The 16,229-nt window shown below is 69.7% G+C and carries 19 protein-coding genes and 1 tRNA gene; 7 read left to right on the plus strand and 13 right to left on the minus strand.

Translation table 11 applies throughout. The annotated features are described in order from the left end of the window. Nucleotides 1-27 precede the first annotated feature (27 nt). Both ACGFY5_RS41125 and ACGFY5_RS41130 read left to right on the plus strand, forming a co-directional pair. Entirely contained in the window at nt 28-1,125 is a 1,098-nt protein-coding gene (locus ACGFY5_RS41125) for an NAD-dependent epimerase/dehydratase family protein (protein WP_392729770.1), read from the plus strand. 28 nt (nt 1,126-1,153) lie between these two features. After that, nucleotides 1,154-2,173: a PDZ domain-containing protein gene (locus tag ACGFY5_RS41130; protein ID WP_392730052.1), complete on the plus strand. Its 1,020-nt coding sequence runs from the start codon at nt 1,154-1,156 to the stop codon at nt 2,171-2,173. On the opposite strand, the gene ACGFY5_RS41135 is transcribed toward ACGFY5_RS41130, so the two are convergent. Continuing rightward, nucleotides 2,170-2,724 (minus strand): PPA1309 family protein, encoded by a 555-nt coding sequence (locus ACGFY5_RS41135; protein WP_392729772.1) that lies wholly within the window; start codon nt 2,722-2,724, stop codon nt 2,170-2,172. The genes ACGFY5_RS41130 and ACGFY5_RS41135 overlap by 4 nt on opposite strands. A gap of 118 nt (nt 2,725-2,842) precedes the next feature. Between ACGFY5_RS41135 and ACGFY5_RS41140 the strand changes: the two genes are divergently transcribed. Beyond that, nucleotides 2,843-5,869, plus strand: a complete 3,027-nt coding sequence (locus ACGFY5_RS41140; RefSeq protein ID WP_392730055.1) for a UPF0182 family protein — start codon at nt 2,843-2,845, stop codon at nt 5,867-5,869. A 49-nt stretch (nt 5,870-5,918) separates the two neighbouring features. On the opposite strand, the gene ACGFY5_RS41145 is transcribed toward ACGFY5_RS41140, so the two are convergent. Both ACGFY5_RS41145 and ACGFY5_RS41150 read right to left on the minus strand, forming a co-directional pair. After that, nucleotides 5,919-6,353: a hypothetical protein gene (locus ACGFY5_RS41145; RefSeq protein ID WP_392729775.1), complete on the minus strand. Its 435-nt coding sequence runs from the start codon at nt 6,351-6,353 to the stop codon at nt 5,919-5,921. Then, nucleotides 6,350-6,562 carry a DUF2945 domain-containing protein gene (locus tag ACGFY5_RS41150; RefSeq protein WP_392729777.1) on the minus strand — a complete coding sequence of 71 codons (213 nt, stop codon included), beginning with the start codon at nt 6,560-6,562 and terminating at the stop codon, nt 6,350-6,352. The genes ACGFY5_RS41145 and ACGFY5_RS41150 overlap by 4 nt, the downstream gene beginning before the upstream one ends. 103 nt (nt 6,563-6,665) lie before the next feature. Between ACGFY5_RS41150 and ACGFY5_RS41155 the strand changes: the two genes are divergently transcribed. Beyond that, a tRNA-Met gene (locus tag ACGFY5_RS41155) sits at nt 6,666-6,742 on the plus strand. A gap of 225 nt (nt 6,743-6,967) precedes the next feature. Here ACGFY5_RS41155 and ACGFY5_RS41160 read toward each other — a convergent pair. The 4 genes from ACGFY5_RS41160 to ACGFY5_RS41175 form a co-directional block, all read right to left on the minus strand. Then, complete coding sequence (locus tag ACGFY5_RS41160; RefSeq protein WP_392729780.1) at nt 6,968-7,171, minus strand: cold-shock protein; 204 nt, start codon at nt 7,169-7,171, stop codon at nt 6,968-6,970. Between the two features lie 191 nt (nt 7,172-7,362). Beyond that, nucleotides 7,363-7,698, minus strand: a complete 336-nt coding sequence (locus tag ACGFY5_RS41165) for a hypothetical protein (RefSeq protein ID WP_392729783.1) — start codon at nt 7,696-7,698, stop codon at nt 7,363-7,365. Between the two features lie 79 nt (nt 7,699-7,777). Next, the gene (locus ACGFY5_RS41170; protein ID WP_392729785.1) at nt 7,778-7,963 is read right to left on the minus strand and encodes an antitoxin; all 186 of its coding nucleotides are present in this window, start codon (nt 7,961-7,963) and stop codon (nt 7,778-7,780) included. Between the two features lie 14 nt (nt 7,964-7,977). Then, a complete protein-coding gene (locus ACGFY5_RS41175; protein WP_392729788.1) occupies nt 7,978-8,874 on the minus strand; it encodes a hypothetical protein in 897 nt (298 codons plus the stop codon). A gap of 140 nt (nt 8,875-9,014) precedes the next feature. Between ACGFY5_RS41175 and ACGFY5_RS41180 the strand changes: the two genes are divergently transcribed. After that, nucleotides 9,015-9,500, plus strand: coding sequence for a winged helix-turn-helix transcriptional regulator (locus ACGFY5_RS41180; protein WP_392729791.1), 486 nt, complete (start codon nt 9,015-9,017; stop codon nt 9,498-9,500). 1 nt (nt 9,501) lies between these two features. On the opposite strand, the gene ACGFY5_RS41185 is transcribed toward ACGFY5_RS41180, so the two are convergent. Next, nucleotides 9,502-9,816 carry a hypothetical protein gene (locus tag ACGFY5_RS41185; RefSeq protein ID WP_392729793.1) on the minus strand — a complete coding sequence of 105 codons (315 nt, stop codon included), beginning with the start codon at nt 9,814-9,816 and terminating at the stop codon, nt 9,502-9,504. Between the two features lie 108 nt (nt 9,817-9,924). Between ACGFY5_RS41185 and ACGFY5_RS41190 the strand changes: the two genes are divergently transcribed. Continuing rightward, nucleotides 9,925-10,692, plus strand: a complete 768-nt coding sequence (locus ACGFY5_RS41190; protein ID WP_392729795.1) for a GntR family transcriptional regulator — start codon at nt 9,925-9,927, stop codon at nt 10,690-10,692. On the opposite strand, the gene ACGFY5_RS41195 is transcribed toward ACGFY5_RS41190, so the two are convergent. From ACGFY5_RS41195 to aroA, 5 genes are all read right to left on the minus strand, one after another. Further along, the gene (locus ACGFY5_RS41195) at nt 10,681-11,604 is read right to left on the minus strand and encodes a hypothetical protein (protein ID WP_392729797.1); all 924 of its coding nucleotides are present in this window, start codon (nt 11,602-11,604) and stop codon (nt 10,681-10,683) included. The two genes, ACGFY5_RS41190 and ACGFY5_RS41195, sit on opposite strands and share 12 nt — an antisense overlap. A 96-nt stretch (nt 11,605-11,700) precedes the next feature. Then, complete coding sequence (gene hisN / locus ACGFY5_RS41200; protein ID WP_392729800.1) at nt 11,701-12,501, minus strand: histidinol-phosphatase; 801 nt, start codon at nt 12,499-12,501, stop codon at nt 11,701-11,703. Between the two features lie 17 nt (nt 12,502-12,518). After that, nucleotides 12,519-12,857 (minus strand): hypothetical protein, encoded by a 339-nt coding sequence (locus ACGFY5_RS41205; protein WP_392729803.1) that lies wholly within the window; start codon nt 12,855-12,857, stop codon nt 12,519-12,521. Nucleotides 12,858-13,107: 250 nt separating this feature from the next. Further along, nucleotides 13,108-14,127, minus strand: coding sequence for a ribosome small subunit-dependent GTPase A (gene rsgA / locus ACGFY5_RS41210; RefSeq protein WP_392729805.1), 1,020 nt, complete (start codon nt 14,125-14,127; stop codon nt 13,108-13,110). Further along, entirely contained in the window at nt 14,100-15,377 is a 1,278-nt protein-coding gene (gene aroA, locus ACGFY5_RS41215) for a 3-phosphoshikimate 1-carboxyvinyltransferase (RefSeq protein WP_392729807.1), read from the minus strand. The genes rsgA and aroA overlap by 28 nt, the downstream gene beginning before the upstream one ends. 49 nt (nt 15,378-15,426) lie before the next feature. Between aroA and ACGFY5_RS41220 the strand changes: the two genes are divergently transcribed. After that, entirely contained in the window at nt 15,427-16,143 is a 717-nt protein-coding gene (locus tag ACGFY5_RS41220; RefSeq protein ID WP_392729809.1) for an SOS response-associated peptidase, read from the plus strand. Nucleotides 16,144-16,229: the final 86 nt, after the last annotated feature.

Raw genomic sequence — 16,229 nt, forward strand, 5'->3', positions numbered from 1 at the left:
GTCAACCGTATCTCCGGTAGGCCCGCGATGACCCGTCCCCTTCGTGCCGCGCGTGCCGCTGCGGCCCCCTCCGCGGGACTCACCGTGGCGGTCACCGGGGCGGCCTCCCCGATTGGCCAGGCGATCTGTCGCCGTTTGGCCACTGCTGAGGGAATTCGGCAAGTAATTGCGCTCGACGCGAAAAAGCCGGGCGTCCCCACCGTCCGGTGGCGCAAGGCCGACCCGACCGACCCCACGCTCGCCTCGGCCCTGCACAAGGTCGACACGCTCGTGCACCTGGCGGTGGCCGACGACCCGTCGCTCGACCGTGCCGAGCAGCGTCGGCGCACGGTGACCGGAGCCTCGGTCGCGCTGACGGCAGCCGCGGCCACCGGCATCCGCCACGTCGTGCTGCTGTCGTCGGCGCGCGTGTACGGGGCGTTCGCCGACAACCCGGTGCCGCTTCCGGACGGAGCACCGGTCCGCGCCCGGCCCGACGGCAGCGCGCTGGACGACCTGCTCGCGGTGGAGGAGTTCGCCGCCCGCGCCGGCCGGATGTACCCCCAGGTGGAGACCGCGCTGCTACGTCCGGCCGTGGTGGTCGGGCGCGGGATCGACCGCCCGGCGGGCGGTGCGCTCGACGGACCGCGGCTGCTGGTCGTGCGGGGCACCAAGCCGATCTGGCAGTTCTGCCACACCGAGGACCTGGCCGGTGCGGTGCTCACCACCGTGCTCACCCGGCTCACCGGGCCGCTCAACGTCGGCTCGGAGGGCTGGCTGGAGCAGTCCGAGGTCGAGCGGATCCTCGGCCGCCGCCGGGTTGAGCTCCCGGCCGAGGCCGCGGTCGGCACCGCGACCCGCCTGCACGCGCAGGGCGTCAGCGGTGATCCGGCGACGCAGCTGGACTACCTGATGCACCCGTGGGCGGTCGACGCCGAGAAGTTGCGCGCCGCCGGATGGGAGCCGGCGTACACCAACGAGGACGCGCTGAGCAGTTGGGCGCAGGGGCGGCCGCTGCTGCCGCTCCGGATCACGGTGAAGGGCGCGGCGGTGGCCGGTGGCGCCGCGGCGGGCGTCTCGGTCGCGCTGGTCGGCACCGCGGCGCTGGTGCGCAGGGCGCGTCGTAACCGGCGGTCCCGAAGGTGAGACGGCGGCGGATACGCTGGCGCCCATGATGTTGCGGCGCGGCTTGACGGTGTTCGTTGGCGCCATTCTCGCGTTGTTGCTCTCGCTCGGAATGGCGTTGCTCCCGGTACCCTACGTCGCGCTCGGGCCCGGTCCGACGGTGAACACGCTCGGTAGTCGGGACGGCCACGAGATCGTGACGGTCACCGGCACGCCCACCAGCAAGTCGAAGGGTCACCTGAACCTCACCACGGTGTCGGTGAGCCCCGACCTGAACCTCGGCAACGCGCTGGTGGGTTGGCTCGACGGCACGGTCGCGGTGGTGCCGCGCGAGGTCGTCTACCCGCCGGGGGAGTCCCGGCAGCAGGTCAACCAGGAGAACGCCCAGGCGTTCAAGGACTCGCAGACCTCGGCGGAGACCGCGGCACTCCGGGAGCTCGGCTTCCCGGTGAAGGTCACGGTCTCCAAGGTCGCGCCGGGGTCGCCGTCCACCGGCAAGCTCGCGGTCGGCGACATCCTGACGTCGGTCGACGACACGGTGGTCACCAGCGGTGCGAAACTGCGCGCGCTGCTGGCCACCAAGCAGCCCACGAAGGTCGTCAAGATCGGCTACCAGCGCGGGACGACCAAGGGCACGGCGTCGATCACGCTCGCGAAGAGCGACGACGACGGGCGCCCGCTGCTGAAGATCGAGACCAAGGACGAGCAGCCGCACCCCTTCCAGGTCTCGTTCGACCTGGACAAGATCGGCGGCCCGTCGGCCGGGCTGATGTTCGCGCTGGCCGTGATCGACAAGGTGAAGCCGGAGGACCTCACCGGCGGCAAGTTCATCGCCGGCACCGGTGAGATCGACGACGACGGCAACGTCGGCGCGATCGGCGGCATCGCGCAGAAGATGGTGGCCGCCAAGCGCGCCGGTGCGACCACGTTCCTGGTGCCCGCCGACAACTGCCTGGAGGCGGTCGACGCGGCACCCGAGGGGCTCGAGCTCGCGCGCGTGCAGACGCTGGACGAGGCTCTCACCGCCCTCACCGAGATCCGCGCGAACCGCCACCCACGCGGCTGCTAGTCGAGCGTCGCGCGGAGCGCGACCACCAGGTTCGGGGCCAGGTCGGCGCCGTAGACGACCTCGGTCGGCTCGGACGGGTCGCTCGGCCGCATCCGCAGTGCGCAGGCGCTCGTGCCGTCGCGCAGCACACCGGCCACCATCCGCACCTCACGCCGGTCGGCGTGGTTGGCGGCCCACTCGACCGGGTCGGCGTCGTCGGGCCGGTCGTCCTCGGCATCGGGTGGGAGCACCAGCACCTCCTGCACGAGCGCACAGCCGAGCACCGACTCCGGCCAGGCGATCCGGGCCAGCGTCTCGTCGAGCGGCGCGTCGCCGATCGACTCCTGCTCGACCGGCGTGATCGACCCGGGTTCGAGGTTCTCCGGGGAGAGCCCGACCTGATCGGCCAGCGCGGGTTCGGCAGCGAGCAGTTCGGCGGTGTCGACGAGGGCGTAGAGCGCGGGCGGCTGGTCCCAGCCGCCCGCGTCAGCGTGTCGTTCGAGCTCGAGGACGACGGCGTGCAGGGGGTCGGGGAGTGGAACCCCGTTCACGCCGGAGTGGACGTCGGTCATGGGCCCAATGCTGGCACGGAGCTGTGACAGGCGCGGTCCGAGCCCTGGCGCCTGGTAGATGCAAGGTAGGTTTACCTCCACGCTTTATTGCAATCCACACCGGGAGATGCCCGTGGTCATGCGTTCGCCGCTGCCGTCGGTGAGCCGACGCGCCCGGCGTGTCGTCATCGTTCTCGTGTCGGCCGTCGTGCTGCTGTTCGTGCTCACTGCAGGTAGCAGCCTCTACGCCGACTGGCTCTGGTACGACGAGATCGGCCTCACCCGGGTCCTGTCGACGCAGCTGCAAACCAAGCTGTTGTTGTTCGTCCTCTTCGGTGTGGTCACCGGTGCGATCGTCGCCGCGAACCTCTACATCGCGTACCGGCTGCGGCCGATCTTCGCGCCGATGTCGCTCGAGCAGCAGAACCTCGAGCGGTACCGGATGGCCATCGCGCCGCGGTTCGGCCTGCTGACGCTGGCCGCCGGTGCGGTCGTCGGCGTCATCACCGGTCTGTCGGCCCAGGGCCAGTGGGACACCTGGCTGCTGTTCCTCAACTCCACGCCGTTCGGCCAGGAGGACGAGCAGTTCGGCCGGGACATCTCGTTCTACGTGTTCGAGTACCCGTTCTGGCGGTACGTGCTCAGCGTCGCGTTCACCGCGATCGTGCTCTCGGTGATCGGCGCGCTCGTCGTCCACTACCTGTTCGGCGGCATCCGGCTGCAGGCCGGCTCGGGCGGACGCCTGGGCACCGCGGTGATCGGGCACGTGTCGGTCCTGCTCGGCCTGTTCGTCGCGCTGAAGGCCGTGGCGTACTACTTCGACCGCTTCGGGATGCTGTTCGGCTACAACGACGCGACGAAGACGCACGGAGCCTCGGCAGCCGACATCGAGTTCCTGCTACCGGCGAAGAACATCCTTTTGTGGATAGCCGCGCTCTGTGCGCTGGTCTTCTTCGCCAACCTGGGCTTCCGGCGGGTGCTCCCACCGGCCATGGCGCTGATCCTGCTCGGCATCTCCGCGGTCGTGATCGGCGGCGCCGTACCGGCGCTGGCCGAGCAGTTCACGATCCGGCCGAACGCGATCGACCGCGAGGCCGACTACATCGAGCGCAGCATCGCGGCGACGCGGGATGCGTACGACATCGACGACATCGATCGGCAGAACTACGCGCCGAACACCACGGCGACCGCGCAATCGGTCGCGCAGGAATCCGGCACGGTCCCCAACGCGCGGTTGCTCGACCCGAACGTGCTCTCGGACACGTTCACGCAGCTCCAGCAGGTCCGGTCCTTCTACCGCTTCAACTCCAGCCTCGACATCGACCAGTACACGGTCGACGATCAGCTGCAGGACTACATCGTCGCCCTGCGCGAGATGGACACCAGCCGGCTGGACGAGCAGCAGCAGAACTGGATCAACCTGCATCTGAACTACACGCACGGCAACGGCTTCGTCGCCGCACCGGCGAACCAGGTCACCGATGCCGGGCAGCCGTACTTCGTCTCCGGTTCGCTCGGTGACGCACCCACCGCCGAGAGCGAGCAGTCCGACCAGCAGGGCACGAAGCTGCGGGCCGCGTTCAACGCCGACAACCCGGTGCGCCAGCCGCGGATCTACTACGGCGAGCTGGCCAGCGACTACGCGGTGGTCGGCAAGGCGCCCGGTGGCAGCGACCGGGAGTTCGACCGTCCCACCACGTCCGGTGGCGACGAGAGCGAGCAGGTCAGCTTCACCTACGACGGCAAGGGCGGCGTCGCCGTCGACTCGCTGACGCGCAAGGCGCTGTTCGCGCTGTACTTCCGGGAGCGCAACTTCCTGCTCTCCAGCGCGCTCAACGACAACTCCAAGGTCATGTACGTCCGGAACCCGCGCGAGCGGGTCGAGAAGGTCGCCCCGTTCCTGACGCTGGACGGTGACCCGTACCCGGCAGTGGTCGACGGCCGCATCCAGTGGATCATCGACGGCTACACGACCAGCAACTTCTACCCGTACTCCCAGCGTGAGACGCTCGGCGCCACCGCCGTCGATTCGCGGACGGGCGCAGGCACCGTCGCGCAGCAGAACGACCAGATCAACTACATCCGGAACTCGGTGAAGGCCACCGTCGACGCCTACGACGGCACGGTCACGCTCTACCAGTTCGACGACACCGACCCGGTGCTGAAGGCGTGGAACAAGGCGTTCGACGGCATCGTGAAGCCGAAGAAGGACATCCCGCCGGAGCTCGCCGCGCACTTCCGGTACCCGGAGGACCAGTTCAAGGTCCAGCGCTCGCTGCTCGCCAAGTACCATGTCAGCACCGCGGGTGACTACTTCAACGGGCAGGACTTCTGGCAGGTGCCGGACGACCCGACGCCGGGCCGCGGCGGGAAGCAGCCGCCGTTCTACGTCGTCGCGCAGTGGCCGGACCAGGCGAAGCCAACGTTCCAGATCACCACGCCCATGGTCGCCAACCGGCGGAACAACCTGACGGCGTTGATCAGCGCGCACTACGACGACAATTACAAACCGGTGATCCAGATGTTGGAGCTACCGGGTGACTCGCAGATCTCCGGTCCAACGCAGGCGCAGAACAAGATGCGAAGCGAGGACACGGTCCGGAACAGTCTCAACGTGCTCGACCTGGGCGACTCGCAAGTCGTGTACGGCAACCTGCTGACGTTGCCGGTGGCTGGCGGGTTGCTCTACGTCGAACCGATCTACCAGAGAGCCAGCGGGCAGGATTCCATCCCCCTGTTCCAGAACGTGCTGATGCTCTACGGGGAAAAGGTCGCGTACCAGTCCACGTTGGGCGGTGCGTTGGACAACCTGTTCGGCGCGGGGGCGTCCCAGGACGCACCCGAGGGACAGGCGCCGGGAGACAGACCCACGACGACGCCGTCGCCAGGGACGTCTCCATCGCCCGGCGCGACCCCATCGCCGTCGACCTCGGCCAGCCCGAACACACCGGCGACTCCCGCACCGACCCAGGCACCGGCACCGGGCAACGTGGACTCCGCTGCGGCGGCGGTCGAGAAGGCCAACGCCGACCTGAAGGCCGCGCAACGGACTGGTGACCTGGCCGCGATCGGTAAGGCCACCCAGGACCTGCAGAACGCGGTCAACGCGTGGCAGGCGGCGCGGGCCAGGTCCAGCGCCAGCCCCGCTCCACGGCCAACCGGCTGACCTGAAATGCACGAAGCCCCGCTCGGAATCGAGCGGGGCTTCCGTGCATTCAGGGACAGGGACGGGCTTCGTGATGTCGGCGCCCGTGCGTGCGTCGCCGTTCCTTCATTTCCGATTCGAAGACGTGCCGACGCCCGGCGAGCAATTCATTGCGCGCGTCGCTCTCCAGGCCGCGGAACGCCGCGTAATAGCCGTCGTCGAAGTCTTCGACGATCTGGAACGTCCATCGGCCTTCGATCACGTTCCGACCGATCATTTCGGTCTCCACGCGATCCGCGAGCTTGTCGTGGCCGGCCCGGCGCAACAGATCCGCGGCCTCGTCGAGCATGAGGTCGGCGTGGCCGGTCAGCTGGTGCAGCGCGTAGAGGTGCCCGCGAGCCTGCTCGATCGTCTCCAGCGCCTCACTCAGCTTCCCGACGGCGACGACTGTGTCGTCGTCCACGCCGTCGGGTCGCTGGTGGGCCTGATCAGGCTGTTCAGTCATTCCGCGCGCTTCAGGGCGGACGGCTTGTGAACGGCGGTACCCCCGCTCTTGTCGCTCTTGACGAGGTACTGGGGGTCGTCTTCGCTGGCCCGGACGGTGCGCCCGGCTTCTTCGGTGTCGCTCGTGAGCTTCTTCTCGACCGTGCCGACGGCCTCGCCGCCGTGGCTCTTCCAGCTCACCTTGTCACCCTTGCGGAACGAGTTCGTCATGGAGTGCGGATGCCCGGGACGATCGAGGACAAACAGGCGGAGTGACGGGGCCGCTTTGCAGATCCGGCGAGCACCGCGCTATGGTTGACGTGCAAGACAGCGGCGCGGGGTGGAGCAGCTCGGTAGCTCGCTGGGCTCATAACCCAGAGGTCGCAGGTTCAAATCCTGCCCCCGCTACCAACAAGCGGCCCGGACGATATCTCGTCCCGGGCCGCTTTTTTTGTTTGAACCTGGAGCCTGTCCAGGGCGACGCTGCCGATCGGGCGGCAGGACGCCGCGTATAAGTAATACTCAAGTCCTGCCGCCCGCTCGGCAGCGTCGTTCTGGACGGGCCGCCCACAAAAAAAGCGGAGGCCGGCATTGGGATGCTGGCCTCCGCCCTCGGTCAGCGGATGCTGTGAAAGGTCAGAGCGGGCGGATGTTGGCCGCCTGCGGGCCCTTCTGGCCCTGGGTCACGTCGAACTCGACCTGCTGGCCGTCAGCCAGCTCCTTGTAACCCTGGGTCTGAATCGCTGAGTAGTGGGCGAAGACATCGGGGCCTCCACCGTCCGGCGCGATGAAGCCGTAACCCTTTTCGGCGTTGAACCACTTGACGGTGCCGGTAGCCATGCACGTTCTCCCTCTGGCGGGCCTTGTCGAACCCACACTTCGTGGGTCCCGTGTCGCGGTCGTGCTCGCCCAGCTCCAAAGGAGGCCAGAACAAACAAAAGAGCGCCTGGTCACAACCCCAGGCGCTCTTTTCATGCGAACCAAAGACTGCAACGGCGGTAACCGTAGCACGCGCTACGCGGTTCAGCCCCTCAGCGGCTGGGTTCGTCTGCGCGTTTACGGACTGCCAAAGGTGCTCCCGCCAGGTCCTCTTCGTTGCAGAGCAACTTGACTTCGTAGTAGGGAACCCCCTCCGCATCGTCGTAGTCCAAATGGATGGCGATGACGTCCAACGGTTCTGCCAACCAGGTTTCTGCCTCCCGTAGCCAGCCGGCTGCGCGCTCGAGCGCGGTGGGGAGGTCGTCGTCGCGGAATTGGACCGGACGGTACGGCACCCCCTCAACGCGGTCGTTCGGGTGCGCCGGAGCAGGAAGGTCGACTGCCAGGCCGGACTCGTCGAGCCGGAGCTCGATCGTCTCCTCGATCACCTCATCGAGTGTTCGCCATTATCGGCCGGTCCACAAGCCGGGAGGGACACCGTGTTACCTGTGCCCCTCCCGAGAAGGGCTATCTCGCCTTCGTTGTGTCCCCGTCGCCGGTGTACTTCTGCGCGGCGTCGACTGCTTTATCAATATTTCCGCTGTGTTTGTGGCCAGTGCGCTCGTCGACAATGTCGCCGAGTTTGTCCAGGCCCTTGTCGACCTGTGTGTCGTGCTTGTCGACGAAGTCCTTGGCTTTGTCGAACAGGCCCATGTCGGCTCCTCGGTTCAGTCGTTCCCGGGGGCCGGAACGCCGACCGGGTTGGGGAACGGAAGCACCCCAGCGGCCACGATCGTCGTCGCGAGCGGTGTGAGCAACTCCGTGAGCTCGGTGGTCGCCTCCCGGCCCAGGGTCCGGTACGGGCCGGACGCCAGCCGGTCGGTGTCGTCCTCGAGCGTCTCGCGCGCCGCGACGCCCTGCGGGGTGAGCGTCCAGTCCTCGCGCAGCCAGTTGCGCGAGACCAAGCTCTCCACGCCGGCGTCCCAGTCCTCGTCCGACCACTTGCGGGCGGTGCGCAGCAGCTCCGCCGACGACCGGCCGGAGGCGATCGAGAGGATGTGCGCCTCGACCGGGCCGATCTCACCGGCGACCAGCAGCGCCACGTGGCCGTCGCCGCGGTGCTCGCGGAGCACGGTCAGCGCGTGCCAGAGCGCCAGGTGTGGCTCGTCGGGCACGGTGAGCGCGGCGTTGGCGGCCGCGAGCGGCCGACCGGACACCTCGGGGCCGCGCACTGTGGCGACGGCCTCCAGAGCGAGGTCAGTGGCCCTGCGGACATTCGGGTCCTTGCCGATGTCGTCGCCGAGGAGCCGGCGCAGCGCCCGGTCGACGCCCACGAGGCGCGCGTCGATCAGCTGCTCCGGCGTGGCGTACTTCCAGACGTCGGGCACCGCGCGCTGCACCATGCCCGGGTGGAAGTTGTGGAACGTCGCGGTGACGGTGGCCGCGGACACCGCACCCAGCGGAGCGGCGCGGCAGCCGAAGTACCCCATCCAGTAACCCTTGAGTCCGAGCTCGTCGGTCGCCTGCCGGGTCTCCGGGGCGAAGTAGCTCAGAATGTGGACGACCTCGAGGACCTGCCAGGCATGGCGGGCCAGGGCGGGGTACGGGTCACGGAGTTCGGGCACGGATCCTCCCGAGCGGCGGAGGTGGAACAAGCGGATGGGCGACAGCAAGCCTGCCACAGGACGGTGCGTGATCGCCCGACTCCACCGTGGTTCCCTGTCGTTCGGTGGCCGCTGTCGGTTTGACATGGCAACCTTGGCCCGTGAGTGACGACGTGTTGGATTTCGACGCCACGACGCTTCCGGGGCGGCCGTGCTCGATGGCGGCCACGCTTTCGCTGGTCGGCGAGAAGTGGGCGCTACTGGCGGTCCGCGAGATCTTCTGGGGCAACCACCGCTTCGACGAGATCGCCCGGAACACCGGCGCGCCACGCGACCGGTTGGCCGCGCGGCTGCGTGGGCTGGAGGCGGCCGGGGTGGTGGAGCGGCAGCAGTACTCGGAGCGGCCGCCGCGGTTCGAATACCACCTCACGCCTGCCGGGCGAGACCTGTCCACCGTGATGGACGCGCTGCGCAGCTGGGGCGACCGCTGGCTGGCCGGGGAACCCCCGGCGGCGATCGGCCACAGCTGCGGCGAGGCCCTGGACGGCCTCTACGTCTGTCGTCACTGCGGTGACGAGGTGCGCAACCTGGACCTGGACCTGCGCATGCGGATGCCCGAGTGGGATCGCAGCGGCCCGCTGGGCTGAGTCAGGCGGCTCGGGTGTACCAGGTGTCGGGCTGTCCCCGGCGCCGACGGAGGCCGGCGGCGAGCCGGGCTTCGAGCCGGTCGAAGAGGTTCGATCGATCGTCGTGATCGTCCGCGACGACGGGTCGGCGGTCGGCGGGGTGGGGTGCCGCGACCCCCCGCGTAGGGACCCCCCGCGGAGGGACCAGGTCCGGCAGATCCACGGGGATGACCCGCAGTCGTGCAGCAGCGGTGATCTCGTCGGGGTGGAACCGGCCGTGCATCATGACGTCCCCCGTTCGGGGCTGTTCGGGTAGTTGGTAGAGGTGGCGCCTCACGTCGCGCTAGTGTTGAGCTATAGTCCCTATCGGTCTGACGATAGAGTATTAAGGTACCTACATTTAGCTTGCCTTGCCAGAAGCTCGGGGTCAAGGGTGGAGGCGGCCATGGCAGCCGACCAGAGCCGATACGACCAGCCGCAGTACCAGGTGATCGCCAACGACCTCCGGGCACGGATCCAACGGCGGGAGCTTCCGCCCGGCGCTCAGGTGCCCACCGAGAAGGACCTCGCGGCGACGTACCACTGCTCGCGCAACACCGTCCGGATGGCGCTGCTGGCGCTCGCGAACGAGGGACTGATCTCGTCCGGCCGGGCCCGGGCCGGCCGCACCGTCCGTCGCCGTGAGCAGTTCGTGCTCACGCACCGGGTGGAGGACGACCTCGGAGCGGCCCGCTTCCGTGGCCCCGACAGCTTCGCCGACCAGGCGCACCGCAACGGCCGGGTGCCGTCGCAGGAGATCGAGGTGTCGATCGTGGCCGCGGGGCCGGAGTGGGCGACGCGGCTGGAGGTCCCGGCCGACGAGCGGCTCGTCGTGCGTCGCCGGGTGCGTCACCTGGATGGTGCGCCGTCGCACCTCTCCGAGTCGTACTACCCGTTGGCGCTGGTCAAGGACACCCCGGTGCTCGACCCGCACGAGATCGTGCCCAGCGTCGTGCCGCTGCTCGCGGCGCTCGGACACCGCCAGGTGCGCTACACCGACGAGATCCTCACCCGGATGCCCGACCCGGAGGAGTCACGGCTCCTGGAGATCGGCGTCGGGGTGCCGGTCATCGAGCACGTCCGCACCGGCTGGAGCGTGGAGCGGCCGGTGCGCCTGACCCGCACCGTGCTGCCCGGCGACCGCCATCAGCTGCGGTACGAACTACCGAGCTGAGGCGCGCCGCACCCGGGCGGCCGTGGCCGCTGCCTTCGGCTTGGCGCAGCGCTTGCGGTCCTTCTCCTCGAACCGCTCGCGGACGTGGTGCTGCGGCTCCGCGTACCGCGTCAGCAGCAGCACCGAACCGAGCGCGGCCACGAAGCCGATGCCGGCGAGCCACTCGCGTCCCGGCGCGATGCGGTCGCCCAGCAGGAGCAGGCCGACGAGTGCGGGCGGGATCGCGGCAGCGGCGTCCATCGAGGCGACGGCAGCGGTGGTGGAGCCCCGCTGCATCGCCAGGCCGAGCAGCAGCTGCCCGACCACGGTGTGCGCCAGCAGGATGTAGAGCAGGGGATCGGTCACGAAGGCGCTCAGGGAGTGCGCGCCGGCCAGCGGACGCGAGGCGATCGCCACCGCGCCGAACGACAGCCCGGACAGCGCGCCCAGTGCGACCGAACCGGGTGCACCGTGCAACCCGACAGCGGCCCGGCCCAGCACACCGACGATCGGCACGCTGAGCGCCAGCGCGCAGATCTCGGCCCCGTTGAGTGGCCTGGACTGGCTGACCTCCGCGGAGATGATCAGCGCGGCGAGCCCGAAGACGAGCGTCCCGAGCAGCGCGACCTCGGCGGCCGGATGCCGCCACTTCAAGAATGCGACGCCCAGCAGCACCGTGACGCCGAGACCGGCGGCGACCGCCGTCTGGACGAGGAAGAGCGGGAGGTCACGCCGGGCGAAGAACGCGAAACCGAACGCGAGGAACTGGCAGAGCAGACCGGCAACGTAGGTGCGGTGGCTCGCCAGCTTCAGCAACAGCCCGGGATCGAGTTTCGAGTGCACGGAGACGCGAGCCGCGGCGACCGACTGCAGGAAGTTCGCCACGCCGTAGGCGGCCACCGAAGCGCCCAGGAAAACCCATCCGAAGGACACTCCTGCGAGGATAAGCCCCCACCTCACCAGTCGCGCGCTGAGGCTTGCGCACCAGCCGTTCGGAGGGTGAGCCGCGTACCTGCGCTGATCGAATTGCTAAACCACGCCCATGTCGGCGCCGATGATCTTCAATACGGATTCGTGCAGCAGACCGTTCGTCGCTACCGCACTTCCACCGGCGGGTCCGGGCGTCCCGGACAGATCGGTGAACCTACCGCCGGCCTCGGAGACGATCGCGGCGAGTGCGGCGAGGTCCCAGAGCGAGACCTCGGGTTCGCACGCGACATCGACCGCGCCCTCCGCCAGCAGTACATAGCTGTAGAAGTCCCCGTAGGCACGGGTGCGCCAAACCGATCGGGTGAGATCGACGAAGTCACCCAGCGCGCCGCGCTCCTCCCAGCCCGAGAGCGACGAGTACGACAGCGACGCGTCGGCGAGGTCGCCCACCGCCGAGACGCGGATCGGTGAACCGCCGGTGGGGCGTCGTCCCGCGTAGGCGCCGCAGCCCTTCGCGGCCCACCAGCGGCGGCCCAGCGCAGGGGCCGACACCATGCCGGCGACCGGCTCGTCGTTCTCCAGCAGCGCGATCAGCGTCGCCCAGACCGGTACGCCCCGGACGAAGTTCTTGGTCCCGTCGATCGGATCGATCACCCACCGCCGGACGCCGTGGCCCGGTACCTCTCCGAACTCCTCGCCGATGATCCCGTCGCGCGGGCGGGCCCGGTTGAGCGTCGAGCGCAGTGCCTGCTCGACGGCGGTGTCGGCATCGGTGACCGGGGTCATGTCCGGTTTCGACGACACCTGGAGGTCCTGCGCTTTGAAGCGCGAGGTGGTGATCCCGTCCGCGGTGTCGGCAAGGACGTGGGCGAACGCCAGATCGTCGTAGTAGCGGGACATGGAGTGGAGGCTACCGGTCAGAGCCGGACCAGCTGTTCCGCCGCGTTCGGGTCGTCGTACGCGCCGTACCGCAGCAACACCGACGCGGGCCGCGGCGGGAACGAGCGGAGAGCCGGTTCCATCGCGGCGAACAGGCGGTTGGCGTCGGGGCCGTAGGCCGACAGCACCAGCTCGTTGTGGCCGACCTCGTCCTGGCCGAACTGCGGTGGTTCGAACTCACCGGCACCGGCCGTCTGGATCGCCGACGTCAGCTGCTCTTCCAGCGCGTAGACGTTGTGCAGGTTGGTGGCCGTGCCGCTCGGGCCCTCTTCGAGGCGGAACCGGGCAACGACGACGTGCTCGGAAACGTCCGCCATCGCGAAGGGGTTTTTACGGGAAAAGAATCCCAATTTAGTGTCCCTAGTTCTGGGTGGCTCCGCGCGTACGGGGCCGACCACGACGATCCCCCGCGGCCGCACTGTACCGCCGCGAGGAATTAGGTTGCACGGCGCACGGCGACATTAGAACCGGGTGGAGGGGGACAGATCGGCCGGTCGTCGGATAGCGCGGGAAATCGATTCCGACAGTGGTCGACACCGTTCTTACCAGTGTCTTTTCGCCACGTTATTAGGAGACAAAATCTCCTCGACTCGCGAGCAGAGAGCGGTAAGACGCGAGGCGTTCCGGTGACGCGTGCCCCGCTGCCACCCATTCGTCCAGCGCGCACCCTTCCTCGGCCGATCGATGTTCGCACCCGGGCGGACACTCGTCGGCACCGTCGGCCAGATCGGTGAAGCCGGCCAGCAGGCTGGCCGGGGACACGTGCGCGAGCCCGAACGAGCGGACACCGGGGGTGTCGATGACCCAGCCACCGGCGGGTAGCGCCAGCGCCACCGCGGACGTGGACGTGTGCCGCCCCTTGCCGACGGCGCTGACCCCGCCGGTGGCGCGTTCGGCGTCCGGGACCAGGCGGTTGACCAGCGTGGACTTACCGACCCCCGAGTGCCCGAACAGCACCGACAGGCGGCCGGTCAGCCGCTCCTCGAGCTCGACCGGCTCGGCGTCCCGGCGCGTGGTGACGACCGGCAGGTCGAGCGCCGCCCAGTGCTGCCGGAACTTCTCGGCCGCCCCCTCGGGCGCGAGGTCCGCTTTGGTCAGACAGAGCAGCGGTTCGACGCCGGCGTCGAGCGCCGCAACCAGGCAGCGGTCGACGAACCCGGTGCGGGGAGGCGGATCCACCAGCGAGGTGACGACCACCAGCTGGTCGGCGTTCGCGACGATCACCCGCTCGTAGGGGTCGTCGTCGTCGGCGGTGCGCCGCAGCACGCTGCGACGCTCCTCGATCCGGACGATGCGGGCCAGCGCGTCCGGGCCACCGGTCACGTCGCCGACCAGCGCGACGCGGTCACCGACCACGACGGACTTGCGGCCCAGTTCGCGGGCGCGCATCGCGATCACGGCCTGTTCGTCGAGCCAACACGTGTACCGGCCCCGGTCGACGCCGATGACCATGGCTTCCTGCGCGTCGGAGTGGCTCGGCCGGGTGCGAGTGCGCGGCCGCGAGCCACGCCGTCCGGGCCGGACCCGGATGTCGTCCTCGTCGAGCTCGCGGCGGGGGCTCAGCGGGAACTCGCCAGTTCGGTCCACACGGTCGTGAACGTGGGCATCGTCTTCCCGGTCGTCGCGACGTTCTGCACTGCCACCCCGTCGACGGCGAGTCCGATGAGTACACCGGCCTGTGCCATGCGGTGGTCGTCGTAGCTGCCGAAGACGCCGCCGTGCAGCGGCCGCGGCTCGATGGCCAGACCGTCGTCGGTCTCGGTGACGGCTCCGCCGAGGTTGTTGAGCTCGGTGGCCAGTGCGGCCAGGCGGTCGGTCTCGTGCCCGCGCAGGTGGGCGACGCCACGCAGCCGGGACGGGGTCTCGGCGAGTGCGGCGACCGCGGCGAGCACCGGCGTCAGCTCGCCGACGTCGTGCAGGTCGGCGTCGAGGCCGACCAGACGATCACCCGCGGCGACGGTGAGCCCGCGGTCGTCAAGCGTGACCCGGGCGCCCATCTGGGTGAAGAGGTCGCGCAGCGCGTCGCCGGGCTGCGTGGTGCGGGCCGGCCAGCCGGTCACCGTGACGCTGCCGCCGGTCGCGAGCGCCGCGGCCAGGAACGGTGCGGCGTTGGAGAGGTCGGGTTCGATGTCGAGGTCGAGGGGCGCGATCGGGCCCGGCTCGACCCGCCACGTGTTCGGCTCGCTGTCGTCGACGGTGACGCCGGCGTCGCGGAGCATCGCCACGGTCATGTCGATGTGGGGGAGGCTCGGGACCGGTTTCCCGTCGTGGTGCACGACCACGCCCTTGTCGTAGCGCGCGCCCGAGAGCAGCAGTCCGGAGACGAACTGCGAGGACGCGGACGCGTCGATCGTCACGCTGCCGCCGGGCAGGGAGCCGGTGCCGGCCACTGTGAACGGCAGTGCGGCCCGGTCGTCGTCCGCGATCTCGGCGCCGAGGCCGCGCAGGGCCTCGATCAGCCGGCCCATCGGCCGTTCGCGGGCCCGCGGGTCACCGTCGAGCGTCACCTCGCCGTCGGCGAGCACCGCGGCCGGCGGGAGGAACCGCATGACGGTTCCGGCCAGACCGCAGTCGACGGTGGCCGGGCCGCGGAACGGGGTCGGGGTGACGTGCCAGGCGCCGTCGTCCACCACCTCGACGCCGAGCGCCCGCAGCGCGTCGACCATCAGCTGGCTGTCGCGGCTGCGCAGCGGGGCGCGCAGCGTCGACGGCCCGGACGCGAGCGCGGCGAGGATCAACGCGCGGTTCGTCACGGACTTCGACCCGGGCATCGTGACGGTGCCGACGACGGGCCCCGTCGCGCGGGGTGCGGGCCAGGGATCGAGCAGCTTCTGCATGGTTGTCAGTCTGCCGGAAGTGTCGGTGGGGCTCAGTAACGTGGCTGGCATGTGCGGTAGGTATGCCTCCAGCCGGAGCGCGGACGATCTGGTCGCGGAGTTCGATGCGGTCGGTACCGCGTTCGACGAGCCGTTGCGGCCCGACTACAACGTGGCGCCCACCACCGACGTGCCAGTGGTCCGGGTTTCGCGGTCCCAGGGTGGGCGGGTGGTCGATTCGCTGCGTTGGGGCCTGGTGCCGTCGTGGGCGGCCGATCTGTCGGGCGGTGCGCGCATGATGAACGCCCGCGCCGAGTCCGTGGCCAGCAAGCCGGCGTTCCGCTCGGCGTTCGCCCGGCGGCGGTGCCTGGTGCCTGCCGACGGCTGGTACGAGTGGTCGCCCCGGGCCGACGGGCCGGGAAAGCAGGCCTGGTACCTCACCCGCGCCGACGGCGGCCTGTGCGTGTTCGCCGGGCTGTGGGAGGTGTGGGGCAAAGGTGACGACAAAGTGGCCACCTGCTCGATCGTCACCACCGAGGCGCTCGGCCCACTGGCGTCGGTGCACGACCGCATGCCCCTGCAGCTGTCGCGGGACCGGTGGGCCGCCTGGCTGGGGGAGTCGGAGATGGTGCCCGACGACCTCCTGGCGCCACCGTCCGAGGATCTGCTCGCCGGCATGGAGCTCCGGCCGGTCGGCTCCGCCGTCGGCAACGTGCGCAACACCGGCCCGCAACTCCGGGAGCGGGTCGAACCGGTCGAACCGGTGTCTCTCGACACGTTGTTCTGACCGGGTTGGCGAAACCCCGTAACGCCCCTCGGGTCGCCTCGTTGTCTGTGACGTAGCGAGTTCGGCCCGTGGCATTCGGTGGAGAC

Source organism: Cryptosporangium sp. NPDC048952 (assembly GCF_043197895.1).
Lineage (GTDB): Bacteria > Actinomycetota > Actinomycetes > Mycobacteriales > Cryptosporangiaceae > Cryptosporangium.